We start from the raw sequence: 25915 nt of genomic DNA on the forward strand, positions 1-25915 counted from the left end.
CCAGGCGACCGCGGACCGCCGGCACCGGCGGCTCCATCGAAACGAGGAGGCCAGGATGGCCAAGCAGCCCACCCCCCAAGGAAAACCGCAGACGACCGGCGCCACCGACCGGCCCGAGCCCGCGTTCTTCCTGCGGGCGTACGAGCAGCTGGCGCTTCTCGTCGACCACAAGATCGGCTGGGACCGCCTGCCCATGCCGCTCGGCCTGGCGACCTTGTACGGCCTGCGGAACCTGCTGCGCCGCAAGAACCTCTTCGACACCACCGGCTTCCCGGCGACGAACCTGCCGCAGATCGAGCCACGCCGGGCCAGTGACACCACCGAGCGCTCGGCCGACGGCACCTACAACGACTTCGCGAACCCGCGGATGGGGATGGCCGGTTCGCGCTTCGGCCGCAATGTGCCGCCCGGACGGACCTTTCCGGAGACCAGGCCCCAGATCCTCTCGCCGAGCCCCCGCGAGGTGAGCCGCGCGCTGCTCACCCGCGACGAGTTCGTGCCCGCCACGACGGTCAACTCGCTGGTCGCCACCTGGATCCAGTTCATGATCCGGGACTGGTTCAGCCATGGGCAGGGCACCATGGAGGATCCGTGGACCATCGAGCTGCTGGAGGACGATCCATGGCCGGTCCGCCCGATCGTGGTGCCGCGGACCATCCCCGACCCGACCAGGCAGCCGGGCGACGGTCTCCCTCCCACCTTCATCAACCAGGACACCCATTGGTGGGACGCCTCCCAGCTCTACGGAGACAGTCTGGAGGCGCAGGGACGGCTGCGCAGCTATGACGGCGGAAAGCTGCGGGAGCCCCTCAACGGCGCGGCGATTCCCGACGACCAGGGACAGGATCCGGCGAACACACCGGGATTCTGGCTGGGCCTGGCGATGATGCAGCGTCTGTTCATCCTCGAGCACAACGCCATCTGCGACCGGCTGCGCGACGACTATCCGCAGTGGACGGACGAACAGCTCTTCCAACGAGCCCGGCTGATCAACGCCGCCCTCATCGCCAAGATCCACACGGTCGAGTGGACCCCGGCGGTCATCAGCCACCCGACCACCGTCGCCGCGCTGCGGGCCAACTGGTACGGCGTCCAAGGCGAGCGGCTGCGTCGGCTCCTGGGCCGGCTCAGCGGCAACGAGGTGATCAGCGGGATCGTCGGCGGCAGGACGGACCACTTCGGCGTCCCCTACGCGCTCACCGAGGAGTTCACCGCGGTCTACCGGATGCACCCGCTGATCCGCGACGACTGGACCTTCCGCTCCGCCGTCGACGACGCGCTGCTGCAGGAGGCGACGTTCCGGGACCTGGCCGGGCCGCACGCCTACGAGCTCCTGGCGAAGCACTCGCTGACCGATCTCTTCTACTCGTTCGGCACGGCCCATCCGGGTCTGGTGACACTGCACAACTACCCGAAGTTCCTCCAGGAGTTCGAGCGACCGGACGGGAAGCGGGTCGACCTGGGCGCCGTCGACATCCTGCGCATCCGGGAGATCGGCGTGCCCAGGTACAACGAGTTCCGGCGCCTGCTCCACCTCAAACCCGCCAAGGACTTCGAGTCGCTGACACCGGACCCCGCCTGGGCCAGGGAGCTGCGCCGGATCTACGAAGGCGACATCGAGCGCGTGGACCTGATGGTCGGCATGTTCGCCGAACGCCGCCCGAAGGGCTTCGCGTTCAGCGACACCGCCTTCCGCATCTTCATCCTGATGGCCTCGCGCCGTCTGAACAGCGACCGGTTCCTCACCAGGGACTACAGCCCCCAGGTGTACACCCGCACCGGTCTCGACTGGGTCGAGAACAACACCATGGCCTCCGTGCTGCTGCGCCACTTCCCGGATCTGCGTCCGGCGATGTCCTCGGTGACCAACGCGTTCACTCCCTGGCAGAGCACCGGGGTCTGAACGCCTCCGCGCTTCGAGGAGCAGTTCGTGGGCCTCGCCGCCGGCATCACCACCAAGGTCAAGAAATCGCAAACCCCTAGAACGTTGCAGGTCGGAAAGGGTCCTCCCCACGCGATCGGGGGTCAGCCGACCGGGGGCGAGGTCACCTACACCGAGGACATGTCCTCCCCGCGCGAGCGGGGGTCAGCCAAAGTAGTGACCGCCCGGTCGTCCGTAACGACCGGCTCATCGACGCCCTGATCGCCCAAGCCTATTCCGCGCTGCGGGTGTCTCCTGGTGCGAGGGCCTACTACGAGAAGCAACGGGCCCGCGGCATCGAATTCAATGCCGCCCTGCGCCAACTCGCCAACCGGCTCGTCGGCATCCTGCACGGCTGTCTCAAGACCGGCACGATGTACGACGAGGCGACCGCCTGGTCGGATCGGGGCCACGTACTCGCAGCTTGATACCCCGGCTCACGGGGTCAACGGTTCCAGACAGCCGACTCCGAAGCCGTCCGCCACTACGACCGCCGTGACCTCACCCGTGTCGTCGCGTCCCACCCAGACCGGGTAGACGCCGTCTCCGCCCAACACGAAGGTGACCAGCCCGGCCCCGGTAGCGTCGTCGGTCACCTTGCTGTAGCCGTCTTCGGTGTCGTGGACGCCTTCGCCGCCGCCGGAGGTGAGGGCCCGCATGTAGCGGCGGCCCAGTTCGGTTCGAGCGGTGGAGTCGACAAAGCAGCCCGTGGCGGAGTCGACGCCGAAGCCGAAGTACTGGCCGTCACGCAGCAGCCTCACGTCCTTGCCTGGTGGGACTGCCATCGTCCAGCGGGCAGTCGGCTTCTGGTTCACCAGCAGACGCACGGCATATGTGTCGCGGGCGGTGAAGCGGTCGCCGAACATTTCGTCCTCGTAGCCGGCGCCGGTCTCCTGCACCGGGTAGACACCGGGCGGAACTTCGATCACCAGCGGGTCACCCTCCGTGCCGGTGGGCAGGTACGAGGGGTCACAGTCAGTGCGGGCCGGGCCACAGCGCGGAGGCGTCGTCGCGGTGCTCGTCCGGCAGCCGGACCGGCCTGACGGGCACCGTGTGCGTCGCGCCGCCGCGGGTGACGGTCCACCGGCAGCTGCTGCCGGTGTAGCTCAGGGCGACCAGCACGAAGGCGTCGTCCGCGTAGAGTTCGACGTACTCACCGATCGTCAGGATACGCAACCGCCTCGGTTCGTCGGGAAGTTCGGTGGACGCGAGGACCGCGTCACCAGACCCCTGGACCCCGAGCCGGCCGTCCGCCCAGCGGACGGTCAGCGCCGGGGCGCCGTCGACGCCCGTCCGCAGCACGACCTCGGTCGGCCCGGCGACGGCCACGTCGCCCACCGCGTGCAGCACCGCCTGCTCACCCGGCTCGTCCAGCCAGCCGTCCAGTCCGGGCCACCATGTCAACCGCGGCGCCCCATCGTCCGCCCGGGTCAGGGCTTTCGGCTGGGCGAGCATGCCCCGGCAGGCGGCGCCGGAGTCCTGGAGCCCGACCCGGCGAGGCACAGTGTGCAGCACGACCCGGGCGCCGTCCGGCGCGGTGACGACCCGGGGCGCGTACGCCAAGGGCGGCCCGAGCGGACCGCGTCGTACCCACGGGCCGTCCAGGTGCGGCGCGGTCCAGGCTTCGATGTGTCGGGTGGCTCCGATGGAGCCGAGCAGCAGCCAGCCGTCTTCCAGCCGTTCCAGGACCGGGCACTCCAACTCGTCGACGTCACCGGGCGACAGCAGGGGCGGGTGCACCTGCCAGTGTTCGAGGTCGTCGGAGGTGGCCAGTCCGACGCAGCCGCCGCGTTCGAAGGGCAGGGCGGCGTCGCTGGCACAGACCACCATGACCCAGCCGGTGCCGTCGTCGTCGCGCACCACGAACGGGTCGCGCCAGGCCATGCCTTCGCCGGTCCGGTACCAGCGCGGATCGGCACGGACCACCGGTTCGGTGCCGTGCCGCCGCCAGCCGGTGCCGTCCGCCCGGTCCGAACGCGCCAGGCCGACCGACTGCAACGGGCCGCCGGAGGGCAGGGTGGTCACGCCGGTGTAGAACATGGCCGTGCCGTTCCCGTGCGGGACCGGGTGCATGGTCCACACCGCGTGCTCGTCGAAGCGGCCGGGCAGCCCCACCCCGAAGGCGCCGCCCTGCGGCCGCCAGTGCACGAGGTCGGGGGAGGTGGCCCTGCCGTAGGAGGTCTCCGCCTTGATGGCGTCGAACGGGTCTGTCCACGGCCCCTGCAGGTGGAGGACGGTGTAGCCATCGTCCCCGGGGAGGACCGCGAAGTCGTTGAGGCATAGGCCGGGAGGTGCGTAGCGCAAGGACAGCTCCTGTCGTGCCGGCGGAACAAACGTGTGCGTCAGGGCGTGCTCCGTCTTTCCGCCCCTGGCGAAGTCGCCTTAGTACAACGGAACGCAAACGCTTGCGCAAGTGCGTTGGGCGGCTTACGGTTCGGTGACCCGGTCGACAGAGCCGAGAGGAGCCGCAACGTGGCGGCCAGCATTATCGATGTGGCGCAGGCGGTTGGCGTCTCCCCCTCTACCGTCTCCCGTGCGCTGCGCGGACGGGACGGGGTATCCGACGAACTGCGCGTCAGGATCATTGCTGTGGCCGCAGACCTCGGCTACACGGCCTCGCGCAACGCATCGAGCCTGGCCAGCGGCCGTACGTGCAGCATCGGCGTCCTGGCGCCGTACGTCGGCCGGTGGTTCTTCGGCACCGTCGTGGACGCCGCCGAGCGGGTGTTCAGCGCCGCCGGGTATGACCTGCTGCTGTACAACCTCGGCTCAGTGGACAGCCGCAAGCGGTTCTTCGCCGAACTGCCTGTCCGCAAGCGGGTGGACGCGATTCTCTCGCTGCTCATCCCGACCGAGGACGAGGCCGAGCGCCTGCGGTCCCTCGGTATCCCGCTGGCGATCACCGTCGGTGGCCCTCGGCCGGGCTTCACCACCGTGGGAATCGACGACCGGGCCGGCGCCGAACTCGCCACCCGCCATCTCGTCAACCTCGGCCACCGCCGAATCGGTCGGATCGGCACCCAGCCCTCCGCTCCGCTGTACTGGACCACCCCCGACCTGCGCCGCCGCGGTTACCTCGACGTGCTCGTCGACGCAGGCATCCCGCACGACCCGGACCTGGAGGCGGACGGGGAGTACACCGTCGAGGGCGGCGAACGCGCCATGACCCGGCTCCTCACCGCCGTCCGGCCGCCGACCGCCGTGTTCGCTGAATCCGACGAGATGGCCATGGGCGCGCTGCGCGCCCTGCGGGCGCACCGGCTGCGCGTCCCGGAGGACATCGCCATCATCGGCTTCGACGACCACGAACTCGCCGACGTAGCCGGGCTGACTACCGTCGCCCAGCCCGTCGCTGAGCACGGCACCCAGGCCGCCGGCCTCCTGCTCCGCCTCCTGCGGGGCGACACCGACGTCCCGGATCACGTCGAACTGCCCACCCACCTGATCGTCCGCAACTCCACGGCTCCCCACCGCGGTTCCCTTCACGGAGACATCGAATGACCGACCGACGCCACGTCCGTCTGGGCCTGCTACTCGCCCTACCAGCCGTCGCCCTGACCGCCTGCGGCGGCACGGGCAGCACGGCCGCCATCTCGGCCGGCGACGGCACCGGCACCATCACCATCTGGGCGCACCAGGGCCAGGACAGCGAGAACACCGTGCTGCAGAACGCGGTCGACTCCTTCAACGGCTCACAGAGCGCCATCAAGGCCACGCTCAAGTTCGTCCCGGAGAAGGACTACACCAAGACGCTGACCGCCACCAGCGCCTCTGCCCTCCCGGACATCGTGGAGTTCGACGGTCCGATGATGTCGAGCTTCGTCTACAACAAGAAGCTCAGCCCCATCTCCGACTACGTTTTGCCCGCGACCGTCGCCAACGCCACCGCCGCCGTCAAGGCCCAGGGCACCCTGGACGGTAAGCTCTACGGCCTCGGCATGTACGACTCCGGCCTCGGCATCTACGCCAACAAGAAGCTGCTGGACGCGGCCGGGGTCAAGTATCCCACCAGTGTGCTCGACGACTGGACCGCCGCCGACTTCACCGCCGCGGTGCAGAAACTCGCGGCCGCCAATCCCAGCCACAAGGCCCTCGACCTCAAGGAGGACTACGGCCTGGCCACCGAGTGGGGCACCTACGGCATGTCCCCGATCGTCTGGTCCGCCGGTGGTGCCCTGGTCAAGCAGGGCAAGGCGGCCGGCGCCCTCGACAGCCCGGCCGTGGTGGACGCCTTCCGGACCTTCCAGTCCTGGAAGCCGTACGTGGACGCCGACACCGACGGAAACGCCTTTGTCAACGGCCGCGTCGCGCTCAGCTGGGTCGGCCACTGGGCCTACCCCGCTTACAGCAAGGCCCTCGCCTCCGACCTGACGGTGCTGCCGCTCCCGGACTTCGGCAATGGCGCCAAGACCGGCCAGGGCTCCTGGGCCTGGGGCATCAGCTCCGGCTCCCAGCACGCCAAGGCGGCCGGCAAGTTTCTGGACTACCTGCTCGACGACACCAACGTCACCGCGATGACCACCGCCAACGGCGCCGTCCCCGCCACCAAGACCGCGCTGGCGGCCAGCCCGCTGTACCGGCCCGGCGGCCCGCTCCACCTGTTCGCCCAAGAGCTCGCCGAACCCTGCGGTGACACCGACATCACCAAGTCCTGCGTCGCCGTCACCCGGCCCCTCACCGCCGGATACCCGGTCATCACCGCCCAGTTCAGCCAGGCGCTGAACGACATCTACGGCGGCGCCGACCCGCAGACCTCGCTCGCCAAGGCCGCCCGGGCGATCGATCAGGACTTCTCCGACAACGACGGATACTCGCTCACCAAGTGACCGCGGCCGGGGGGCCGGCCGGCCGCGCTCGCCGGCCGGCCACCCGCCGGGAACAGGACCCCGCCCATGTCCACCGCCGTCAGCCCCTCGCCGACCCCGGCGCAATCCCCAGCCGCCGCCCGGCCGACCACCCAGCGCCGCCGCAGCCGGGACCGGGTGCACGCCCTGCTGATGACCGCCCCCGCGCTCGCCGGACTGATAGCCTTCGTCGCCGTCCCGTTCGGCTACGCCGTCGTGCTCTCCCTCCACAAAGCCCGGCTCGGCTCCGACCGGCCACCGGCCTTCGTCGGCCTGGAGCAGTACCGCCGGATCCTCACCGACCCCGACCTGTCTGGCCGGTTCCTGCACGCCCTGCTCAACAACCTCACCTTCGCCCTGGCCGTGGTCCCGCTGCAGACCGGCCTCGCGCTCGCCCTCGCGGTGCTGCTCAACCGCAAGCTCCGGGCCATCGGGCTGTTCCGCGCGGTGTTCTTCCTGCCGGTGGTCTTCCCGATGGCCCTGGTGGCGGTGATCTGGCGGCTCATCCTTGCCCGCAGCGACCAGGGCATCCTCAACTCACTGCTTCACCAGCTGAGCTTCGGCCACTGGGGCTCCTTCGACTGGCTGGGCTCCCCGCTCACCGCGATGGCCTCCGTCGTCGTGCTCTCGGTGTGGCAGGGCGTCGGCTTCCAGATGGTCATCCTGCTGGCAGGATTGCAGGCCATCCCGGACGAACGGTACGAGGCCGCGCAACTCGACCGAGCCTCCCGCTGGCAGCAGTTCCGGCACGTGACACTGCCCGGCATCCGCACCACCCTGATCTTCGTCGCCCTGCTCACCTCGGTGCTGTCCTTCCGGGTGTTCGACCAGGTCTACATCCTGGTCCGCGGCGGCGGGCTGAACGAGAACGCCACCCGGACCGTCATGTACGAAGCGGTCACCACGGCCTTCGACCAGAACAACATCGGCCGCGCCTCGGCCATCACGGTGGTCTTCTTCCTGATCGTCCTGGTGCTGACTCTGGTCCAGCGCCGAGTCGCCCGAGGGGACGACGCATGAACCGCACCATCCGGCGGATCGCCGACCATACCGTCCTCGGCCTGCTCGCCCTGGTCTTCGCCCTGCCCGTCCTCTATCTGGTGATCGGCAGTCTCAAGCCGTCCGACCAGGTACTCGCCGGCCTGTCCGGCTTCCTGCCCACCAACCTGTCCCTGCACAACTACGCCGCTGTCCTGCACAGCCTGTCCTCGGACAGCACCGGCCACTTCTGGCGGTTCATGGGCGTGTCGCTGCTCGTCGCCGCCACCGTGGTGGCCGGCGGCCTGGTAGTGAACTCGATGGCCGCCTACGCGCTGTCCCGGCTGGAGTGGGGCGGGCGGAAGCTGCTGTTCACCCTGGTCCTGCTATTGATGCTGATACCGTTCGAGTCGGTGGCCGTGCCGCTGTTCTACCTCTTCGACACGCAGCGGAACACCGTGTGGATCCAGGCCGCGCCGTTCATCGCCAACGCGTTCTCGGTCTACCAGTTCCACACCTTCTTCCAGGCCATCCCCGTCAGCATCGAGGAAGCGGCCCGGATCGACGGCGCCGGACCATGGCGAATCCTGTTCCGGATCATCTACCCCATGAGCAAACCGGCCTTCGCCTCGGTCGCGATCCTCACCTTCCTTACTCAATGGGGCTCGTTCCTTTGGCCGGTGCTCATGGTCGACGATCCCTCCGTACGGCCCCTGCCCCTGGAGATCAGTGTCTTTCAGGGCCAGCAGCCGCCGGACTGGGGGCAGATCCTGGCGTTCGGCGTGCTGCTCGTGCTCCCGGTGGTCGTCGTGTTCGCCTTCTTCCAGCGGTGGTTTGTCCAGGGCGTGGCCGGCTCGGCCGTCAAGGAATGAGAAGCGCGGCATGAGAGGAGAGGTCAGAAGGATGCCCCGCGACCGATTACCGTCCTCGGGGAGTCTGCGGCCGACGCCTTCCCCGGCGACAGCACCCCCGACGGCGGCCTTGCCCTGCGGGTGCTGCCCGGCGGCGGCCCCTCGAACACCGCCGTCGCCCTCGCCAGGCCGGGAACCCCCACCCGCTTCCTCGGACGGATCTCGACCGACCCGTTCGGCCAGCTGTTCTGTGTGAGGACGCGTCCAAGCGCTTGTCTGGCGGTCGCAGTCCGGCCCTGGTCTGTCATCGGCGGACCCGGTGTGCTGGCGGCCCACCCGCTACCTTCCTCGTATGGAACGGGCCGAGATTCTCAGCAGTCTCGCCGCGAGCGGAACTGACACCGCCCCGGAGCGACTTACCGAACTCGCCGACGAGCTCGACATACCGGCTGCCGACCTACTTGTCGTCGCGGGCCACCCGGTGCCGGCGGAACTCCTTCCCCCGGAACGCGACGCCAAAGTCATGAGGCAGTTCGCCTACCGCGTCAGCCACTGCAACCACTCGCAGCTGGCCTTGCTGGAGGGCTTCGTCCGCTCGCTTCCGCGCGTCGCTGCTTCGGCACCCTTCGTGCAGCCGACCTCGCCGTATCACCGCCCCGCCGAGACCGGTTTCGGCGCCGAACTCAGTGGGCTGATCCGCAATCGAGGCTTCGGCATCCGCGAACTGCCGTTCACAGGACTGTCCCTCAGCACGCTGTTCGGGATGGTGTCGAGCCGGGAGCCGAGTCCGCATCGGCGGTACCAGCTTTGTGCCTTGGCCGGTCCGCTGGGCTGGACCTTGTCCGATCTGTTCGCGGTAGCCAATGAGCCGCACACGGGTGAAATCCGTCCGGTGCAGCACTGTCACCATCCCGGGCGGGTGTTCGCAGCCGTCGTTTCCTTGACTACTGCCCAGCTGATCGAGGCCGCCGCGGACGAGACGCTGTTCCGGCGGCTGCCCGGACTGCGGCTCGCCGTGCCGTACGAGTCGATCCGCTACTGCACCGATACCGCACCGACATGGTCGTGTACGGGGTGTACGAGCTGCCGGTGGCCTGCTAGGGCCACGCCGCCCTGGCGGCGCGAGGCGGGTGCTGGCTCGCACCGGACGGCAGTTCTGGGAGCGGCGGTCAGTACTCCTCGTCCGGGTAGCCCCAGGTGATGAAGGTCTCGGCGTCCGGGGCGACCTCGGCCACGGCGGCGGCGAAGGAGGTCTCGAAGTACGGCTGCCAGCGCCCGAATCCGCTGATGATGATCGGGTACCTGGCCTCGCCGCTGACGTAGTGCACACCGTTGTCGACGACCGGGCCGTAGCTGATCTGGTCCTCGAAACCCTCGTCGCGCAGCAGGTCACCGACGGACGAGGAGACCGCCTCGGCCTGCGGGGCGTCGGCGATCTTGGATACGGTGAAGTGAAGATCGATGTTGACGGACATGCCCGCAGGCTACCGGCTCTCGCCGACAGCCCCGCGGCCCGTGCCGGGGCGGAGCTCCGGCACCGGGCTGACCCCTGGTAGCCCTACCTCACCCTGACGAGCCGAAGTCAGTAAAGACGTGCTCATCGTCATCATGCTCCTTGCGGTGTCCGTTGTGGGGGTCGTCGTGGGGATCTGGGCGCTCATTCACGTTGGGGATGGTCAATGCCCGGCGCACGACTTGTGCTGACAGCGCGCCCATCGGCAGTCACCAGCCACTGCCGCTCCGTCCGCAGGCCTTCAGCCGGATCTCGCTGCCCGCCCGCCCCGCTGCGCCCTGGCCGTCATCCTGGTAGCCCTCCGCCGTCGTCCTGGCCGTCGGGGTCGCGTGGGTCGCTGTTCCTGGTCGACGTGGTCGGGAACGCCTCGCGCGTGGCATGGAGCCGGTGGGTGGCTGCGCCCCCGCGGCTGCCCGCCAGGCCGTCTACGTCCGCCCTGACGGACTGTGCGTCGTCGGTGTGGCTGGCCATGGCCGCCGAGACAGGATCGGTCGCGCTGCTCATCGGCAGGCTCGACTGGGACGACATCTACGCCGAGCAGGCGCCTTGGGCGGCGTACGCGTGTGCCGTGCGGTCTGGGCGGCTGGTCGGCGTCCTGCTCGCCGCTGCCCCGGCCGGCCTGGGCGAGGCCTCGGCCGCCGTCTGAGACCGAGGGGCGCTTCGCTGCGGTGAGGGCAGTAGCCCTCTCCATCCCCAGCCCGCCTACCGACCGCCGACCGTCGGGGTTCTCTTACTGGTTGATGATGATTGTGGTTGATGCGAGCATGCCTTGTCGCCCTGCTCCGACGGCGTGCAAGGTCCGAACCCCGCCCACGTGAAACCGACGGAAGCCGGCGCCCGTACCTGCCGGATCGGCCGCGGGATTTCCCCAGTGAGACCGGCAGGTTCGGCTGCGAATCCCGCCCCCGCACCCTCGTCTTCCGCCACGCCATCGCCTTCAGACCGACAGCGCCGCAAGATCAGGTTTTCAGTCGGTCGGCGAGACCGGCGGAGGAGGTAGGCGAGCGTCTCGGCGCTTTTCTCGTTGGAGTCGTGCCAGTGGTCCTCGGGCGGGCCGGTGCCGTAGAACAGCAGCGGGTGTCCAGGGTCTCGGCGAGGAAGGCCGCGGGGGTCCCGCCACCGTTGCGGATCCACAGTGCCGGACACTGCATGGTCCGGCTCATGGCGTCCTCGAGGGCCGCCAGCGCCGGGTGGTCGGGCAGGGTGAGGTAGGGGTCCTGGTTGGTCTCGGCGGTGGTGAGTGGCGCGGCATCACCCGCAAGTCCGGCACGGCAGCCGGCACGCCACCGACGCCGCCGCGCCTGATCAGGCCGACCGGCGCAGCCGCTGAACCATATGCCCCTTTGTGGCGTCTTCTGCCCCGGTACCCGTCCCGATCAAGGAGATCCCACTGTGAAGGTCCACCCCGTTACCGCGCTGTTCCCGATGCTCGGCCCCGACGAACTCCTCGACCTCGCCCAGGACATCGAGAGCAACGGCTTGACCGAGCCCGTCGTCCTGGACGCCGACGGCGTCCTCCTGGACGGCCGCGGACGACTCGCCGCCTGCGAACTGGCCGACGTCGAACCCCGCTTCACCACCTATCAGGGCGACGATCCGGTCTGCCTGATCGTGTCCGCCAACCGCCACCACCCGAACACCACCGCGAGCCAGCACGCCATGATCGCCGCGATGGCACGCTCACTGTCCCCGGGCTCACTCCCGTCCGACACCGCCCGCTGCGGCATCAACGTCACCCGGCTGTCCATCGCCACCACCGTGCTCGAACACGCCCCCGACCTCGCCGAACAGGTCCGCACCGGCACCCTCGCCCTCAATGCCGCCTACACCGCCGTCCGCAGACGCAAGGCTGACGCCAAGGCCCTCCTCGCCCAGCACGCACGACTGCGCCAGCACGCCCCCGACCTCGCCGAGCAGGTCATCGCCGGCCACCTCGCCGTCACCGACGCCACCGCGGCCCTCGACTCCCGACAGGAGGAGGAACACCTCCGCCGGCGCGTCGAGGAGATCGACGCCATCCGCCTCGCCGACGGCGACACCACGCCGGCCTTCGCCCGGACCGCCGAAGCGGGCGATGTCGACTGGCGCCACGCCCATCAGATGGCCGAGCAGTACCTCGCCCAGCGCCACGACGCCATCCGCCACGTCCAGCACAGCCTGGCCGGCATCGCGGAACTCTGGAGCGCCGTCCAGGATCTCGCCCACCACCCTCGGAGCCCCTACGCCCGGGAGATCCTCAAGGGCCTCACCGGCCCGGCGCGCACCCTCGCCCACCGCCTCATCGCTCTCGAAACCGCTTGCGCGACAGGCACGGCCTGATCTGCACCCCGTCGCCGTTACGGCTGAGACAGGTCCGGAAGTCTGCTGCGGCGGCGGAGAAATGTCCCGCCGCCGCTGCCTGTGCATACTCCAACGCGCTCCGACGGACCCCGGGTGCCGCATCTGCCGGCGGCTTCGCGCCCATCCAGGGCCTGGCCGCTGACGGCTCAAGCGCCGCTCCACCCGGCTCCGGGCGCTCGCCCACCGACCTGGACGGACCAGGGCCCGAGTTGCCGTGCAAGAGGCGGAGACCTAAGGAACGCCGCGCAGCCGTCCATGCGGGCCGTGTCAACGCGAAGCCGGGTAAGACCGTGGCCCAGCGGGCGACCTCGCCCGACTGCGCCCCAGCCCTTCCCGGGACGGCGGCCGTCGCGACCGGCATCGACGGTCAGGAGAATTGTCCGATTAAGACACTTATACGATGTTATATCAGCCAATATGGCATTCCGTCAGTTCTTCGTCGGATGTCCATGTGATCTGCATGATACGAACTTGTGTATTCCGGGTCGGTCTGCCTAGCGTTCAGGCTGTTCGCACCTGCGGACCCTGCCGCCGGGACGCCGAGTCCTGTCCACCGGTCGGCCGGACGTCGAGCAGTGCACCGGGCAGGAGCGGGGGAACCAGGTAGTTCGCCGCGCCCTGCTCGGCCCGTTCACGGACGAGATGGGTGTGGCTAGGGGTGAAGCCGCTACGTGCGGCCGGGCTACCTCACGGCCCGAACCCGACAGCTCACCTCGCAGGCGTCGCAGAGGGACGCCCCATGCTGATTTCAGGTACCGGCCGGCATCGCCGTGCGCGCCGGAGACACACCCCGCGTCTGGCCGCCACCGCCGGGATCGCCGGCGCCGGCCTCATGCTGCCGCTGCTGAGCGCGAGCGGAGCCTCCGCCGCGCCCGGCTCCCACACGCACGCGAGCCACGCCGGCTGGCAGGAGCACCATCAGCACCGGCACCAGAGCGACTCCGATAGTCAGCACCGCCACCAGGCCGGCCCACCCTCCGCTCCTGCCTCGCCCGACGCCTCGCACGCCTCGCCGTCGCCGTCCGCCCCGGCCTCCCACGCCCCGGAATCCGCGGCCGCGCGCCCCGGCGGCGAGTCCCAGGGCTCCCATCCGGCGTGGCCCTCTGCTCCGACCCCGGCGGCGTCCCACACGTCCGCGCCGTCGTCCCCGTCCGCCCCGGTCACGCACGCCCCCGCCCCCGCGGCCCCACCCGCCACCCCGGCCGCGCAGACCGGTTCGAACTCGGACGCCGTGCAGCAGGTCCTCAATCTGATCAACCGGGCGCGGGCCGCGCAGGGTCTGCCCGCCTACACCATCACGTCGGGGCTGACCAGCAGTGCCGAGGCCCACAACCAGACGATGGCCGGCGGCTGCGGCATGTCCCACCAGTGCCCGGGCGAGGCCGAGTTGGGGGCACGGGAGACGGCTGCGGGCGTCCAGTGGAACGCCGCCGGGGAGAACATAGGCTACGGCAGCGGGGTCTCCGCCTCGGCCCAGGACATCGCCGCCCTGGCGGTCAGCCTGACCCAGGGCATGCTGAACGAGACGCCGCCGGACGACGGCCACCGCAAGAACATCCTCAGCAGCGTATTCACCCACATCGGCATCGCCGTCCACCGGGATGCCAGTGGAACCGTCTGGCTCACCCAGGACTTCTCCAACTGACCCGTCCGTCAAGGACGTAGGCCGCGGCCGGACCGACCCCGTCCGGGCGGGTCGGCCGCCTCCGTCCCGCGGGCACCCGGCCCGTGGGACGGAGGCGGCCGGAGGATCAGGACCGGATGTCGAGCGCGCCCACCGGGTGGCCGGCCCAGATCGCCCGGGCGGCCACAGCCGGAAGGAGTCCCCCGTTCGGACGCCGTCCTGGCTGTCGTGCGGGTCATGACTCACGGCGTGCGGTACACCGTCGAGGCGAAGACGGCGATCGACGCGCTGCCCGCCGAGCGTCGTGCTCTCTTGGCCTCCCGGCCCAGCAGGCGGTGCGCGGTGATCAGCGCCACCGCGGCCCTGCGGGCAGGCATCGCCTCCTCTTTAGCTTGCGATTTATCCGTTTACGGCGGTTCGCCGGGGTTTGGTGCCTTTCTTGTGGTGAGCCGGTCGGCGGTAGGACTCGTCGGTGGCCAGGAGCAGGCCCGCGTCGTAGTGGTTCGCGGGACGGCGATTCTTCGAACCGGGTGGGCGACCGGGGCCGGGGCGGGAGGGTTTCGGCACTGCGGCCGGTGTTCCGCTTCGACCCCGCCGACGCACCCTGGAGGAGCACCGCTTCGCCGCCGGCTGCACCCGCGACGGACGGGTCATGGGCGCGGTCGGCATCGCCGCCGCCAAGGCCCTGCGCGACCTGCGCACCCACGTGGCCGCCCACGCCCCGTGGCCCCCGGCCTGACCGGCCCCGCCCGACCGGACGACCGCCGCACCCCCGGGGTCAAAGGGAGTAGCCGCTGGGCCGCAGGGTGGTCGCTGGCCCCAGCGCCGCACGCACGGCCTCGTCCGGGCCTATGATCGCTGGGACTTCCCGATCCCGTCACCGTCCTGTCACAGCAGGCCGTCGGCGCAACCGGCGCCGCGACGGCGGTGTGTACCGGGCAGGTACCGGCGCCGGATCGGCACCGCTCGATCCTTCGGAGGACGTCATGCACGGCAGCAAGCAGTACGGAACGAAGGCCCGCAGAGCCGTGGTCGCCGCGGTCTCGGCCGCCGCAGCGGCCCTGGTGGTCACGGCGTGCGGGCCTGCGAACGACGAGCCCGCCGCCGCACCGACCGCGCCGTCCGCCGCGCCCGAGGCTCCCACCAAGGGCAGCACGCCCTCCGCGGCACCGGCCACGGCAGTCGCTTCGCCCGGCGGAACCGCCACCGCCGCGGCGCCGACCTGCGCGGCCGGCGACCTGAAGGCGGACGCCCACCAGGCCAAGCAGCGGCCCGACGGCACGGGGATCGGGGCGGCGATCGTCGCGTTCACCAACGCCTCCGCACACCCGTGCACGCTCCAGGGCTTCCCGACGGTGGCCGGGGCGGCCAACGGTTCCCCGGAGCACAACGCCCCGCTCGCGGTGACCCACAGCGGCTCCGCCGCCCCGGTCCACCTGGCCCCGGGCGGCAAGGCCTGGGTGAAGCTCACCTTCGTCCAGGTCCAGGGCGAGGCCGACGGCTACTGCGTCTCCGGGGCGAAGCCGGTCGCCTACCCCACCCTCGTGCTGGGCCTGCCGGGCGCGGGGGCCCACCAAGTGGCCCTGGACGACGGCCTCTTCGCCGAGTGCGACAACAAGGTGACCACCACCGCACTGCTGGCCACCAGCCCCTCCTGACGAACACCGCCCGACCAGGCCCCCGGCCGGGGCCCCGTCAGCCCCGGCTGAAAACGCCGCCGTTGAGGTCGTAGAGCCGCTCGGCCTGCGCCGGGTCGGTGTGGTGCCAGAGACGGTCCCAGCCCGGGAACCGGTCGTCCTTGGGAGTCATCGACCAGTCGATGAAGCCGGGCGCGTCGTCGGCCTCCGCCAGCGCCGCCCACAAGTCGTGGTCCCGGCAGACGAATCCGTGCTGGAGGGCCTCGCCGATCGCCTCCAGCGTCCCGGTCCGGAAGAGGACGCCGCTGTCCCCGCGGTGGAACTGCCACCACTCGGCCCGCACGTGTCCGTCCTCGTCGCGGACCTCGAAGCACCGCAGGACCAGTCCCTCCTCGGCAAGGACTTCGAACGTCGGGTAGTCGTCCAGGTCGTAGGAGGAGGCGTAGTAGATCGCCTGGGTGCGCCGGTGTCCCACCAGCCGGTCGACCGGTGGAAGGCCGACGTCAACGAATCGAAGCTTCACGGCCGGGATGCTAGCGCCCGTCAGAGGTGAGGCAGCAGCCGTCCCAGTGCTCCGCGACGCCGGTGGTCCAGCTCCGGGACAAACCCCTGGCCCGGGCGGCGGTCTCGATGACGCCCGGTTGGACGTGGCCGGTCCGGCCGGCCTTGGGGGTGAGCAGCCAGATCATGCCGCGCTCTCCCAACAGGTCGAGGGCGTATCCGAGCATGGAGGCGAGGTCATCGTCGTCCTCGTCGCGGAACCAGAAAATCACGGCGTCGGCCAGACCGTCCCAGTCCAGGTCGAGGAGGTCCTGGCTGGCGATCACGTCGACACTGTCGTGTAGGCCCTGGTCGATGTCGTCGTCGTAGCCGACCTCCCGCACGACCATGCCGTGCTCGAACCCGAGCCGCAGAGCGCGCTCGGCGAGCTCTTCCTTCGATACCGCCATCGTGTGCCGTCCCCTCCCGTCCCGGGACGCCGACCGCCCCGCACACGAGTAGCCAATCGCACACCTGTGACAACGGCGGCGTGCCCTGTCCAGGGAGTGGAATTCCGCCCGCGGCAAGCGGCGCGCGCGACACCGTGATCCTTCAACCGGAGACCGACGACCTCGCCGCCTACCTCGCGGCCGACGAGACGATCGACCATCGGCACACCGAACTGTGGCGTCTGGCCGCCGAGTTGGCCACACCCGAAGCGGCGTTCCACCACGTGCGCGACCACGTGGCGCACTCCGCCGACGCGGGCGCGTACAGCGGGGCGTTCCGCGCCTCCGAGGTGCTGGCCGCGCGCAACGCGATCTGCCACGGGAAGTCCCACCTGCTGGCCGCACTGCTGAGGGCGCAGGGCGTGCCGGCCGGCCTCTGCTACCAGCGGCTGGCGGACGGCGAGGGCGGCTCCGCCCTGCACGCCCTCAACGCCGTGCAACCGAACGGCCGCTGGTCCCGCCTGGACGCCCGGGGCAACCGGGAGGGCGTGGACGCACAGTACGACCTGCAGACGGAACGCCTCGCCTGGCCCGTCCGCCCGGAACTCGGCGAGCGCGACTACCCCGGCGTCTTCGCCACCCCGCCGGCCCCGGTGCTCCAGGCGCTCGTCCAGGCGGTGCCCGGCCGGACCGGCCACGGCTACCTGCCGAGCGAACTCCCCGGGACGAACACCGACGGCTGAAACGGGCGGCCGCCTGACCGGGGCGGGGCGCCGGGCCCCGGTCAGGCGGCGAGCACCTGCCCCGCGCACTGGACGACCGGTTCCTCCGGCGACAGGGGAACTCGATCCAGCCCGAGCCATCCGTGCTCCGCCATTCCACCCGATCGGTGCCGCCGGTGCCGCCGGTGCCGCCGGTGCCGCCGGTGCCGCCGGAGCGGCCGGCCTGCGGCCCCGGCCCTTGGCCGCAGGTGGCAGGACAGCCCTGCGGAGCACCCGGCACCACCCCGCTCGTGAAACCGGACTCCTGTCACACTGTGCGGCATGACTGAGCCCGAACCCCATGCCCCGGCGCAGCTCTCCGAGGCACTGCACCGCAGGCTGGAGCGGATCGAGCGGCTCCTGGAGCCGGCGGAGCCCGAGGAGCCGCAGCGTCCGGCGTGGCGTTCGGTCACTCTCGGTGAGCAGCGCTGGGCGGTCTCGGTGGCCATCCTGGTCGCGGTGGGCCTGCAGCTGGCCCTGCCGACCCGTCTGACCATCCATCCGCACTGGATGCTGCCCACCCTGGAGCTGGCGCTGCTGGTGGCCTTGGTGGTCCTCAACCCGCACAAGCGCATCGACCAGACGTCGCGGTTGCTGCGCTTGCTGAGCCTGGCCCTGGTGGCGGTGATCAGCCTGGCCAACGGCTGGTCGGCGGTGAAGCTGGTGCGCGACCTGATCCACACGGCCGCCTCGCCGGGTGCGCTGGCGCTGCTCGGTACCGGCGGCGCGGTCTGGGCGACCAACATCATCGCCTTCTCGCTGTGGTACTGGGAGTGGGACCGGGGCGGCCCGGCGGCCCGTGCCCAGGGGGTGAGGTCGTACCCGGACTTCCTCTTCCCGCAGATGCAGCAGGAGGGCATCGCGGAGCCGGGCTGGGAGCCGTCCTACCCGGACTACCTGTACGTGGCATTCACCAACGCCTGCGCGTTCAGTCCGACGGACACCATGCCGCTGTCGGTCTGGGCGAAGCTGCTGATGATGACGCAGTCGGCGGTGTCGCTGATCACGGTGGTGCTCGTGGTGGCGAGGGCGGTCGGCATCCTGCAGTGAGGGCCCCCGGGACCCGGCTCGTCACCGGCCCTGGCCCTCCCTGGCCCTGCCCCTGCCGCTGCCCCGGACCCATGACGAGTTCAATCAGCCCCGGGTCGCGTCGTCCCCGGAGCGCTGCCCGGGAACGTGTTGGCGGCCTGGGGGCTGCCGGGGAACATCGCCTGCTCAGCGGTCGAGTTCGATGACGAGTGAGGCGTAGGAGGGGATCATCACCTTCCGGGCGTAGCTGCGCGAGACGATCCGGTACGGGCGCCCCGGTGCGCAGACCGCCGCGACCATGCGGGCGATCTCGGCCCGGGCGACGGGGGCGCCGAGGCACAGGTGACGGCCGGCGCCGAACCAGAGCTGGCGCGAGCGCGGGTCGTAGGGGCGCGCCAGGTCGAAGCCGCCGGCCAGATTGTCGGCGGCGTAGGTGACGAGGAGGATCCGCTCGTCCTTGCGCAGCCGGCGCCCGGCCAGGGTGACGTCCGCGCTGACGTGCCGTCCGATCACCGGTGCGGGCGTGGTCACCCGCAGTCCCTCGCGGACGGCGTCGCCGGTCAGCCCGGGGTCGGCGAGCAGCGGTTCCTGCTGTCCGGTGTCGTGGATCAGGGCGACCGTGCGGGCCATCGCGCTGGCGGCGGTCTCGGTGCCGGCGACGAGCAGCAGGGAGGCGAGGCCGCTGGCCTCCTCCAGCGTGATCCCGGCCTCGCGGCAGCGGCCGAGCAGAGTGTCGGGATCGGCGACCGCGTACGCCGCCGGGATGCCGCTGGTCAGTGACGTGACGATGTTTTTGGCCGCTTCGATCCGCTCGGGCGGCAGTTCGGTCGAGGCGGTCGTGTCGAGTGCGAGCGCGGCCAGCCGCTCGCCGGCGGCGAAGGTCTCCAGGTAGGTGGAGTCGGGGCTGTCCAGCGGGAGCCCGAGCCCGAGCAGGTCGGCCATCAGACGGCCGACGACGAGCCGGGCGGCCGCGGCCACGTCGACCCGCTCCCCGGCGGAGAGGCGCTTGGTGACATCGGCGTAGACCGGTCCGGCGGCGCGTTCGACCAGGGCGGCGGAGTTGTCCTCGGTGAACAGGTCCCGGGCGCGCCGGCGCAGGTCCGCGTGGCCGGCGCCGTCGAAGAGCCGGGTGACGTACGGCCCGAGGACCTGCTCCCACAGGTGGCCCACGCCGCCCTCGCCGAGCAGGGTGAAGTGCTGGTGGTCGTTGAGCACGGCCCGGATGAGGGTCGGTTCGCTCGCCACCCAGCCCAGCCGGGGCACCCGCCGCAGCGGTCCGAAGGGCCGGGCCATGGTGATCCTGGTCAGCGTCCACAGGGCGGGCTGGCTGGCCCACAGCAGTCTGCTCTCGTGCCGCTGCGCCGTTGTCGTGCCCATCGCCGTACCGCCCCCACCGCTGCCTCGAATGTCCGTGCGAAGAACCGTACCGCGGCAGGCCGAGGCGGGGATCATCATATGATCAGGCGGCTCGGGGGAGGCTTGAGCACGTGTCGGAGGGCAGTGGGCAGTTGGTGGGGCAAGGCGGCGGGGTGCGCGCAGTGATCGCAGCGGTGGCGGTACACCTGCCGGAGGACACGCTCACCTCGCGCGACGCGGAGCAGCGGATCGCCGACAGCGGCCCCTACCGGCCGCGCCCGGGGCTGATCGAGGCGGTCACCGGGATAGGCGCGCGGCACGTCGCCCCTGACGACTGGCAGGCATCCGACCTGGCCGCGGCGGCAGCCCGCAAGCTGCTGGCCAACGCGGGCCTCGCCGCGAGCGACGTCGACCTGCTGATCTTCGCCAGCGCCTCGCAGGACATGGTCGAGCCCGCCACCGCGCACATCCTGGCGTCGAAGCTCGGGGCGCGCTGCCCGGTGTTCGACGTGAAGAACGCCTGCAACAGCGTGCTCAACGGGATCCAGGTCGCCGAGGCGCTGATCGCCGCCGGGCAGTACCGCAGGGTCCTGGTCTGCACCGGGGAAGTGCCGTCGCGTGCGGTCCGCTGGTCCGTGCGGGACCGGCTCCAGTTCGCCGAGTCGTTCCCCGGCTACACCCTGTCCGACAGCGGCGCGGCCGTGCTGCTGGAGGCGGGACGGGCGCCGGAGGGGATCTTCCACCGGGCCTTCACCGCAGACTCCACGGCCTGGGAGGTCGGCACCCTGCCCGGCGGCGGCACCGCGCACCCGCGGGACCCGGAGGCGGGATACTTCCGGATGGACGGCGCGCGGCTGCACGCGGCCTTCGAGGCGCTCGGCCCCGAGCTGATCCACCAGGCGCTGGCCGAGCACGGCCTGACCTGGGCGGACTTCGCGGTGGTGGCGGTGCACCAGGTGACGGTGCCCCTGCTGGAGGCGTTCCTGGGCAGGACCGGCCTGAGCGGCGGGTCGCTGGTGCCGGTGCTGCCCGGGCACGGCAACCTCGCCTCGGCCTCACTGCCCTTCCAGCTCGCCCGGGCGCTGGAGCAGGGCCGCTGCGGGCCGGGGGACCGGGTGGCGCTGATCGGTCTGGCCGGCGGGGTCTCGCTCGGCGTCGTCTTCGCGCGGCTGTGAGCCCGACCGTACGCCCGTCCGCGACCGTGCCCGCACGCCCGTACGCGACACTGCCCGTATGCCCGTACGCGACACTGCCCGTGCGCCCGAATGTGAAGGAACACCAGTGACCGACCTGTGGGTGGTCGTGCCCGCCTACAACGAGGAAGCCTCGCTGCCGGCCACGCTGCGCGCACTCGCGGCCCAGCGCGACGCGGACTTCGAGTGCGTGGTGGTGGACAACGCCTCGACCGACCGGACCGCCGAGGTGGTCCGGGAGTTCGCGCTCACCGCCGGCTTCCCGGTGCACCTGATCACCGAGGCGCGCAAGGGCACCGGCGCGGCGGCGGACACCGGCATGCGGTTCGCGATCGCGGCCGGCGCCCGGTACCTGGCCCGCACCGACGCCGACTGCCTCCCGGTGCCCGGCTGGACGGCGGCCGTACGCCGTGGCCTGGCCGGCGATCTGGAGCTGGTCACCGGTGAACTCCTGCCGCGAACCGACGAGTTCAGGCTCAAACTGTGGGAGAGCCGGCTGCTGCCGGCGGTGGTCGCGCTGGCCGCCTGGTTCGGCAGGTTCCGGCCCGGCAACCGCGACCCGCAGTACCTCGGCCCGTACCTGATGTGCCCCGGCTGCAACCTGGCCATCACCGCCGGCCTCTACGAGCGCAGCGGCGGCTTCCCGCGCACCGCGATCGAGGAGGAGCACGAGGACCGCGCCCTGGTGAACCGGGTGCGCAGGCTCACCGCCGCCTACGGGCAGGTCCCGGGCATGCGGGTACACGGCTCGGTGCGGCGGCTGCGGGCGTTCGGCCTGCGCAACACGCTGGCCTGGTACGCGGACCACCGCTACCGGCCCGAGGTGGTCGACATCCGATGACGCGACCGAAGCGCCGGGAACACACCTGGGAGCGGCGGGTGCAGCTGGCCGCCCACCCGCTGGCGTACCCGTTCATCACGGTCGTGGCCCGGCGCGGCCCCGCCGTGCGGGTGCCGGGGGTCGGGGTCGTGGTCGGCGATCCGGAGCTGGCCCGGCAGGTGCTGCTCGACCACGAGGGGTTCCGCAAGGACGGCCCCGGGTCCTCGGGCGCGCTGTGGACGCCGGTGCTGGGGCCGGCCGTGCTGCTGAACATGGAGGGTGAGGAGCACCGGCGGCTGCGGGCCGCGCTGGCCGGCCTGTTCACCCGGGCCCAGGCCACGCAGCTGTGCACCCGCGTCCTCGAACCGGTGCTGGCCGAGGCCACCGAACGGCTCGACGCGGGCGGCGCGGTGGACCTGGTCGCACTGACCAGGACGGCGGCCGGCACCGTGATCGGCGACCTGCTGGGGCTGGCCGACGCCGCGGGAGAGGAGGTGTTCGAGCGGGGCGAGCGCATCGTCCGGATGGTCGGGCTCCGCACGAGGAAACTGACGCCAAGTCAAGTCGCCAAAGCCAAGGCGGTGCTGGCCGACCTGACGGCGGCAGCGGGCGAGGCGTACGACCGCGGCGACCCGGGCTCGATGATGGCGCGGCTGCGCGCCCACGGGCTCGACCGCGAACAGGCGCTCGGCCTGGCGGCGGCGTTCCTGCTCACCGGAACGGAGACGGTGGCGACGACCGTGCCCCGCATCTTCGCGCTCTGGCACGACTCCGGTCTGCTGCCCGCGCTGCGGGCCGACCTGGAGAGCGGCGGCGCGGCGCTCGACGCGGCGATCGACGAGGCGATGCGGGTGATCACCCCGAGCCCCGCGATGCTGCGCCGCGCCGCACGGCCGGGCCGCCTCGGCGCGACGACGGTACGCGAGGGAGACCGGGTGGTCATCGCCACCGCGCGCTGCGACCTGGCCGCGGGCCCCTTCGACCGGGCCGTGGCACTGGGCCGGTGCCCGGCGCACGATCCCAAACGCCTGTGGTTCGGGGCCGGACCGCACTACTGCATCGGCGCACCGCTCGCCCTGGCCGAGATACGAGTGCTGCTGCGGGCACTCCTGACGACGGGAGCCGAACACATCGTGCGGCGACGAGCCAAGCGACGGGTCCTGATCCCGACCTACGCACACCTGGAAGTGACGACGTGAACGGCGCCCCCGACACCGCAGGCACCGCATCGGCCGGACCCGCCACACCGGCCGGACTCACCGGACTCACCGGACTCGCCGGACGGATCGCGGACCACGCCCGCCGCACTCCCGACGCCGCCGCCCTGCTCGACGCCCACGGCACACTCACCTACGCCGAACTCGCCCGGCAGATCGCCGCCACCGCGAACGGTCTGCGCGCCGCGGGCATGTCCGCCGGCGACACGGTGCTGTTCGCCGTCCGCCCCGGCCGCGACGCCCTGGTGCTCGGCCTGGCCGTCATGACGACCGGCGCCGCCGTGGTGGTGGCCGACCCCGGTGCAGGCGCCGAACTCGACGCCGCGCGCGGACACCTCGTCACCGAACGCCTCACCGCACCGCGCTGGCTGGCCGCCGAATCCTGGCTCTGCGCACTCGCCGCCCGCACGACCGGACGCACCCTGCTGCACCGCCTCGGCCTGAACCTGCCCGCGCTCGCCGACCCCACCCTGCGCCTGGTCCACACCGGCCCGCGGCTGCCGGGCCTGCCCCCGGACGCGCTGCGCGCCGCCTCCCTGGCGCGCATCTCCGCGGACACCGCGCCCGCAGGGGATCCGGACCGCCCGGCGCTGGTCGTGTTCACCTCCGGCACCACCGCCCGCCCCCGCGCGGTCGTCCACAGCCAGGCCACACTGCTCGCCGGCGCCGACCTGCTCGGCGAGAGCCTGGGCCTGAGCGCCGCCCTGGGCCCGGTGGTCGTGCACTCCGAGCAGCTGATGATCGCCTTCGCCTTCCTCGCGGCCGGCGCCACCTGGTCGACGGCGCCGCTGCCCGTGCGCCCGAAGCGGTTCCTGCGGGACCTGCGCCGCCGCCGGGCCACCCACACCTTCGGCACCCCGGCCTCCCTGGCCCGCCTGCTCGACGCCGGCCGGCTCCCGGACACCCTGGGCACGGTACTGCTCGGCGCCGCTCCCGTGCCGCCCCCGATCTTGCGCCGCCTGAACGACGCGCTCCCCGCGGCCCGAATCGCGGTGATCTACGGCGCGACCGAGATGCTGCCGATCGCCGTGACCGAGGCCCGTGACAAGCTCGACCACGCACCCCACGGCGACCTGGCCGGCCACCCCCTGCCCGGAGTCACCGCACGCCTCAACGACGAGGGCGAACTCCTGCTGCGCGGCGCCCACCTGGCGATCGGCTACCTCGACGACGGGCCGATCGGCGAGCTCAACACCGGCGACCGGGCCCGCATCGACGCCGAGGGCCGGATCGTGCTGCTCGGCCGGACCAAGGACATGCTGATCCGCGGCTCCTTCAACCTCTACCCCGGCCTGTACGAACCGGCGGTGGCCGCACTGCCGGGCGTCGCCGAGGCCGTCATCGTGGGCGTGCCCGACCCGCAGACCGCCGACGAGGCGGTGGTGCTGGCCGTGCGCCCGGACGGCTCGCTCCCGCAAGCCGAACTCCTGCGCTCCCTGCGACGCGAACTGCCCCGCACGATCGACCACGCGGCACTGCCGGACCGCATCCACTGCCTCCCGCAGATCCCCCGGCGGGGACGGACCGAGAAACCCGACCGTGAACGGCTGCGCGCGCTGGTCGCGAAGGAGACGCCGTGATCACCGTCGTCACCGGAGCCAGCGGATTCGTCGGCAGCGCCGTGTGCCGCGCGGCACGGGCCGCCGGGCACCGGGTGCTGGCGCTGGGACGGCGCACCGCCGTCCCAGCCGACCTGACCGGCGGCGCGCCCTACCTCTCCTGGGACCTCGCGGACCCCGCTGCCCACCCGTCCATCCCGGCCCCCTTCACCCGCCCCGACGTGGTGATCCACTGCGCCGGCCTGGCCACCGACTGGGCCCGCCCCGACGCCTTCCACCGCGGCAACGTGCTGGCCACCCGGGGCGCCCTTGCCGCGTTCCCCGAGGCGGCGCGCTTCGTGCACCTGTCGACCGCGAGCGTCTACGACCCGCGCCAGCCCACCGTCATGGCTCGGGAGGACGAGGCTGACACGGTCCGCCACACCGACGCCTACGGGCGCTCCAAAGCCCTGGCGGAGCAGTGGGTGCGCCGCACCCGCCCCGACGCGGTGATCCTGCGCCCGCACGCCGTCTACGGCCCCGGGGACACCACACTGCTACCCCGCGTCCTGCGGGCGGTACGCCGAACCCCGTACGGGCCAAGGCTGTTCGCGATCGGCGACGGCCGGCAGCGGCTGAGCCTGACCAGTGTGGCCAACCTGGTCGACGCCTGCCTGCTCGCCGCCCAGGGCGAAGCCCGCGGCACCTTCAACATCACCGACCGCGACCCGCTCGTGCTGGACGACGTACTGCGCCAGGTCCTGGCCGCCCACGGCCTGCCCACCACCCCCGTCTACCTGCCGCTCGCCCTCGCCCTGCCCCTGGCCCGCGCCGCCGAACTCCTCACCCGCACCACCCGATCCACCCGCGACCCGCGCCTGACCGTCTACGCCGCCCGCCACCTGGCCCACGAACGCACCCTCGACCTCACCGCCGCCCACACGCACCTGGACTACCGCCCCGCACCGACGGACCTGGCACCCGCCCTGCGCCGGGCATCGGCCCCTTGACGCCGGGCAGGCCACGCCGCGCCTCAGGAACCGAGCACCGCGCGGATGCGCTCCGCGGTTCCGCGCGGGCGCAGGACGTAGTCGTTGTGGCCGCCGGGAAACGTCTCCGGACGCGTGTGGCCCGACCGCGCCACCGCCCGGGCGCAGGCCGCCGGCCGGCCTGGACGGACCCACGACGCGGAGGGGCTGGTGTGGCACTCGGGCGCGCCGCCCGGCAGGAGGTGAAGGGCAGCCACGCTCAATGACCTGTCCCGGCGGTTCGCGGAGCGGGCTCACCTCCACCTGAGTCCAAGTTGGTGACAGCGACCTGGCATCCGCTCACGATGCGCACAGTCCCGTCGTCCGCGTTGGCCG

At 71.8% G+C, this 25915-nt stretch carries 24 protein-coding genes, 1 pseudogene and 1 riboswitch; of the genes and pseudogenes, 18 read left to right on the forward strand and 7 right to left on the reverse strand.

From position 1 onward, the window contains the following. Positions 1-55 precede the first annotated feature (55 nt). Together ACFV1W_RS22510 and ACFV1W_RS22515 are read left to right on the forward strand one after the other, a co-directional pair. Positions 56-1903: a peroxidase family protein gene (locus ACFV1W_RS22510; RefSeq protein WP_380418997.1), complete on the forward strand. Its 1848-nt coding sequence runs from the start codon at positions 56-58 to the stop codon at positions 1901-1903. Positions 1904-2169: 266 nt separating this feature from the next. Then, positions 2170-2349 carry a hypothetical protein gene (locus ACFV1W_RS22515; RefSeq protein ID WP_380418998.1) on the forward strand — a complete coding sequence of 60 codons (180 nt, stop codon included), beginning with the start codon at positions 2170-2172 and terminating at the stop codon, positions 2347-2349. A gap of 9 nt (positions 2350-2358) precedes the next feature. Here ACFV1W_RS22515 and ACFV1W_RS22520 read toward each other — a convergent pair. Together ACFV1W_RS22520 and ACFV1W_RS22525 are read right to left on the reverse strand one after the other, a co-directional pair. Continuing rightward, a pseudogene (locus tag ACFV1W_RS22520) lies at positions 2359-2883 on the reverse strand (DUF4241 domain-containing protein); the annotation flags it as partial. Between the two features lie 13 nt (positions 2884-2896). Beyond that, positions 2897-4225: a mucin-1 gene (locus ACFV1W_RS22525; RefSeq protein WP_380418999.1), complete on the reverse strand. Its 1329-nt coding sequence runs from the start codon at positions 4223-4225 to the stop codon at positions 2897-2899. Between the two features lie 168 nt (positions 4226-4393). Between ACFV1W_RS22525 and ACFV1W_RS22530 the strand changes: the two genes are divergently transcribed. From ACFV1W_RS22530 to ACFV1W_RS22550, 5 genes are all read left to right on the forward strand, one after another. Beyond that, the gene (locus tag ACFV1W_RS22530; protein WP_380419000.1) at positions 4394-5422 is read left to right on the forward strand and encodes a LacI family DNA-binding transcriptional regulator; all 1029 of its coding nucleotides are present in this window, start codon (positions 4394-4396) and stop codon (positions 5420-5422) included. Next, positions 5419-6747, forward strand: a complete 1329-nt coding sequence (locus ACFV1W_RS22535) for an extracellular solute-binding protein (protein ID WP_380419001.1) — start codon at positions 5419-5421, stop codon at positions 6745-6747. Before ACFV1W_RS22530 ends, ACFV1W_RS22535 begins: the two co-directional genes overlap by 4 nt. 66 nt (positions 6748-6813) lie before the next feature. Further along, positions 6814-7785 carry a carbohydrate ABC transporter permease gene (locus ACFV1W_RS22540; protein WP_380419002.1) on the forward strand — a complete coding sequence of 324 codons (972 nt, stop codon included), beginning with the start codon at positions 6814-6816 and terminating at the stop codon, positions 7783-7785. Further along, positions 7782-8615 (forward strand): carbohydrate ABC transporter permease, encoded by an 834-nt coding sequence (locus ACFV1W_RS22545; protein ID WP_030555812.1) that lies wholly within the window; start codon positions 7782-7784, stop codon positions 8613-8615. The genes ACFV1W_RS22540 and ACFV1W_RS22545 overlap by 4 nt, the downstream gene beginning before the upstream one ends. Before the next feature lie 331 nt (positions 8616-8946). Beyond that, a complete protein-coding gene (locus tag ACFV1W_RS22550; protein ID WP_380419003.1) occupies positions 8947-9795 on the forward strand; it encodes a hypothetical protein in 849 nt (282 codons plus the stop codon). On the opposite strand, the gene ACFV1W_RS22555 is transcribed toward ACFV1W_RS22550, so the two are convergent. After that, a complete protein-coding gene (locus tag ACFV1W_RS22555; RefSeq protein ID WP_380419004.1) occupies positions 9764-10069 on the reverse strand; it encodes a hypothetical protein in 306 nt (101 codons plus the stop codon). The two genes, ACFV1W_RS22550 and ACFV1W_RS22555, sit on opposite strands and share 32 nt — an antisense overlap. A gap of 429 nt (positions 10070-10498) precedes the next feature. Between ACFV1W_RS22555 and ACFV1W_RS22560 the strand changes: the two genes are divergently transcribed. The 3 genes from ACFV1W_RS22560 to ACFV1W_RS22570 all read left to right on the forward strand — a co-directional run bounded on the left by ACFV1W_RS22560 (position 10499) and on the right by ACFV1W_RS22570 (position 14092). Continuing rightward, positions 10499-10753 (forward strand): hypothetical protein, encoded by a 255-nt coding sequence (locus ACFV1W_RS22560; RefSeq protein ID WP_380419005.1) that lies wholly within the window; start codon positions 10499-10501, stop codon positions 10751-10753. A 746-nt stretch (positions 10754-11499) separates the two neighbouring features. Then, complete coding sequence (locus ACFV1W_RS22565; protein WP_380419006.1) at positions 11500-12426, forward strand: hypothetical protein; 927 nt, start codon at positions 11500-11502, stop codon at positions 12424-12426. A gap of 589 nt (positions 12427-13015) precedes the next feature. Then, positions 13016-13184: riboswitch (cyclic di-AMP (ydaO/yuaA leader) on the forward strand. Positions 13185-13186: 2 nt separating this feature from the next. Then, entirely contained in the window at positions 13187-14092 is a 906-nt protein-coding gene (locus tag ACFV1W_RS22570) for a CAP domain-containing protein (protein WP_380419007.1), read from the forward strand. Between the two features lie 221 nt (positions 14093-14313). On the opposite strand, the gene ACFV1W_RS22575 is transcribed toward ACFV1W_RS22570, so the two are convergent. Then, positions 14314-14448, reverse strand: a complete 135-nt coding sequence (locus ACFV1W_RS22575) for a hypothetical protein (protein ID WP_380419008.1) — start codon at positions 14446-14448, stop codon at positions 14314-14316. A gap of 609 nt (positions 14449-15057) precedes the next feature. Between ACFV1W_RS22575 and ACFV1W_RS22580 the strand changes: the two genes are divergently transcribed. Continuing rightward, entirely contained in the window at positions 15058-15729 is a 672-nt protein-coding gene (locus ACFV1W_RS22580) for a DUF4232 domain-containing protein (protein ID WP_380419009.1), read from the forward strand. A 37-nt stretch (positions 15730-15766) separates the two neighbouring features. On the opposite strand, the gene ACFV1W_RS22585 is transcribed toward ACFV1W_RS22580, so the two are convergent. Further along, on the reverse strand, positions 15767-16231 hold the full coding sequence (locus ACFV1W_RS22585; protein WP_380419010.1) for a hypothetical protein: 465 nt from the start codon (positions 16229-16231) through the stop codon (positions 15767-15769). 10 nt (positions 16232-16241) lie between these two features. Then, positions 16242-16658 carry a DUF3052 family protein gene (locus tag ACFV1W_RS22590; RefSeq protein ID WP_380419011.1) on the reverse strand — a complete coding sequence of 139 codons (417 nt, stop codon included), beginning with the start codon at positions 16656-16658 and terminating at the stop codon, positions 16242-16244. Positions 16659-16792: 134 nt separating this feature from the next. Between ACFV1W_RS22590 and ACFV1W_RS22595 the strand changes: the two genes are divergently transcribed. Both ACFV1W_RS22595 and ACFV1W_RS22600 read left to right on the forward strand, forming a co-directional pair. After that, positions 16793-17380, forward strand: a complete 588-nt coding sequence (locus ACFV1W_RS22595; RefSeq protein ID WP_380419012.1) for a transglutaminase family protein — start codon at positions 16793-16795, stop codon at positions 17378-17380. A gap of 300 nt (positions 17381-17680) precedes the next feature. After that, on the forward strand, positions 17681-18448 hold the full coding sequence (locus ACFV1W_RS22600) for a hypothetical protein (protein ID WP_380419013.1): 768 nt from the start codon (positions 17681-17683) through the stop codon (positions 18446-18448). Between the two features lie 165 nt (positions 18449-18613). On the opposite strand, the gene ACFV1W_RS22605 is transcribed toward ACFV1W_RS22600, so the two are convergent. Then, positions 18614-19804, reverse strand: coding sequence for a cytochrome P450 (locus ACFV1W_RS22605; RefSeq protein ID WP_380419014.1), 1191 nt, complete (start codon positions 19802-19804; stop codon positions 18614-18616). Between the two features lie 152 nt (positions 19805-19956). On the opposite strand from ACFV1W_RS22605, the gene ACFV1W_RS22610 reads away from it, so the two are divergent. The 5 genes from ACFV1W_RS22610 to ACFV1W_RS22630 all read left to right on the forward strand — a co-directional run bounded on the left by ACFV1W_RS22610 (position 19957) and on the right by ACFV1W_RS22630 (position 25561). Next, positions 19957-20958 (forward strand): 3-oxoacyl-ACP synthase III family protein, encoded by a 1002-nt coding sequence (locus ACFV1W_RS22610; protein ID WP_380419015.1) that lies wholly within the window; start codon positions 19957-19959, stop codon positions 20956-20958. A 106-nt stretch (positions 20959-21064) separates the two neighbouring features. Then, a complete protein-coding gene (locus ACFV1W_RS22615) occupies positions 21065-21817 on the forward strand; it encodes a glycosyltransferase family 2 protein (RefSeq protein ID WP_380419016.1) in 753 nt (250 codons plus the stop codon). Then, positions 21814-22995, forward strand: coding sequence for a cytochrome P450 (locus ACFV1W_RS22620; RefSeq protein WP_380419017.1), 1182 nt, complete (start codon positions 21814-21816; stop codon positions 22993-22995). The genes ACFV1W_RS22615 and ACFV1W_RS22620 overlap by 4 nt, the downstream gene beginning before the upstream one ends. Continuing rightward, a complete protein-coding gene (locus ACFV1W_RS22625; protein ID WP_380419018.1) occupies positions 22992-24593 on the forward strand; it encodes a class I adenylate-forming enzyme family protein in 1602 nt (533 codons plus the stop codon). Before ACFV1W_RS22620 ends, ACFV1W_RS22625 begins: the two co-directional genes overlap by 4 nt. Continuing rightward, on the forward strand, positions 24590-25561 hold the full coding sequence (locus tag ACFV1W_RS22630; RefSeq protein ID WP_380419019.1) for an NAD-dependent epimerase/dehydratase family protein: 972 nt from the start codon (positions 24590-24592) through the stop codon (positions 25559-25561). The genes ACFV1W_RS22625 and ACFV1W_RS22630 overlap by 4 nt, the downstream gene beginning before the upstream one ends. The last annotated feature ends 354 nt before the right edge of the window (positions 25562-25915 follow it).

The sequence above is a fragment of the Kitasatospora sp. NPDC059648 genome, from assembly GCF_042734825.1.
GTDB lineage: Bacteria > Actinomycetota > Actinomycetes > Streptomycetales > Streptomycetaceae > Kitasatospora.

Bases quoted from the DNA above. Each gene is read 5' to 3' on its own strand.
- ACFV1W_RS22510 (WP_380418997.1), top strand. From the start codon at position 56: ATGGCCAAGCAGCCCACCCCCCAAGGAAAACCGCAGACGACCGGCGCC.
- ACFV1W_RS22535 (WP_380419001.1), top strand. From the start codon at position 5,419: ATGACCGACCGACGCCACGTCCGTCTGGGCCTGCTACTCGCCCTACCA.
- ACFV1W_RS22540 (WP_380419002.1), top strand. From the start codon at position 6,814: ATGTCCACCGCCGTCAGCCCCTCGCCGACCCCGGCGCAATCCCCAGCC.
- ACFV1W_RS22545 (WP_030555812.1), top strand. From the start codon at position 7,782: ATGAACCGCACCATCCGGCGGATCGCCGACCATACCGTCCTCGGCCTG.
- ACFV1W_RS22550 (WP_380419003.1), top strand. From the start codon at position 8,947: ATGGAACGGGCCGAGATTCTCAGCAGTCTCGCCGCGAGCGGAACTGAC.
- ACFV1W_RS22555 (WP_380419004.1), bottom strand. From the start codon at position 10,069: ATGTCCGTCAACATCGATCTTCACTTCACCGTATCCAAGATCGCCGAC.
- ACFV1W_RS22570 (WP_380419007.1), top strand. From the start codon at position 13,187: ATGCTGATTTCAGGTACCGGCCGGCATCGCCGTGCGCGCCGGAGACAC.
- ACFV1W_RS22575 (WP_380419008.1), bottom strand. From the start codon at position 14,448: ATGCCTGCCCGCAGGGCCGCGGTGGCGCTGATCACCGCGCACCGCCTG.
- ACFV1W_RS22580 (WP_380419009.1), top strand. From the start codon at position 15,058: ATGCACGGCAGCAAGCAGTACGGAACGAAGGCCCGCAGAGCCGTGGTC.
- ACFV1W_RS22590 (WP_380419011.1), bottom strand. From the start codon at position 16,658: ATGGCGGTATCGAAGGAAGAGCTCGCCGAGCGCGCTCTGCGGCTCGGG.
- ACFV1W_RS22600 (WP_380419013.1), top strand. From the start codon at position 17,681: ATGACTGAGCCCGAACCCCATGCCCCGGCGCAGCTCTCCGAGGCACTG.
- ACFV1W_RS22605 (WP_380419014.1), bottom strand. From the start codon at position 19,804: ATGGGCACGACAACGGCGCAGCGGCACGAGAGCAGACTGCTGTGGGCC.
- ACFV1W_RS22620 (WP_380419017.1), top strand. From the start codon at position 21,814: ATGACGCGACCGAAGCGCCGGGAACACACCTGGGAGCGGCGGGTGCAG.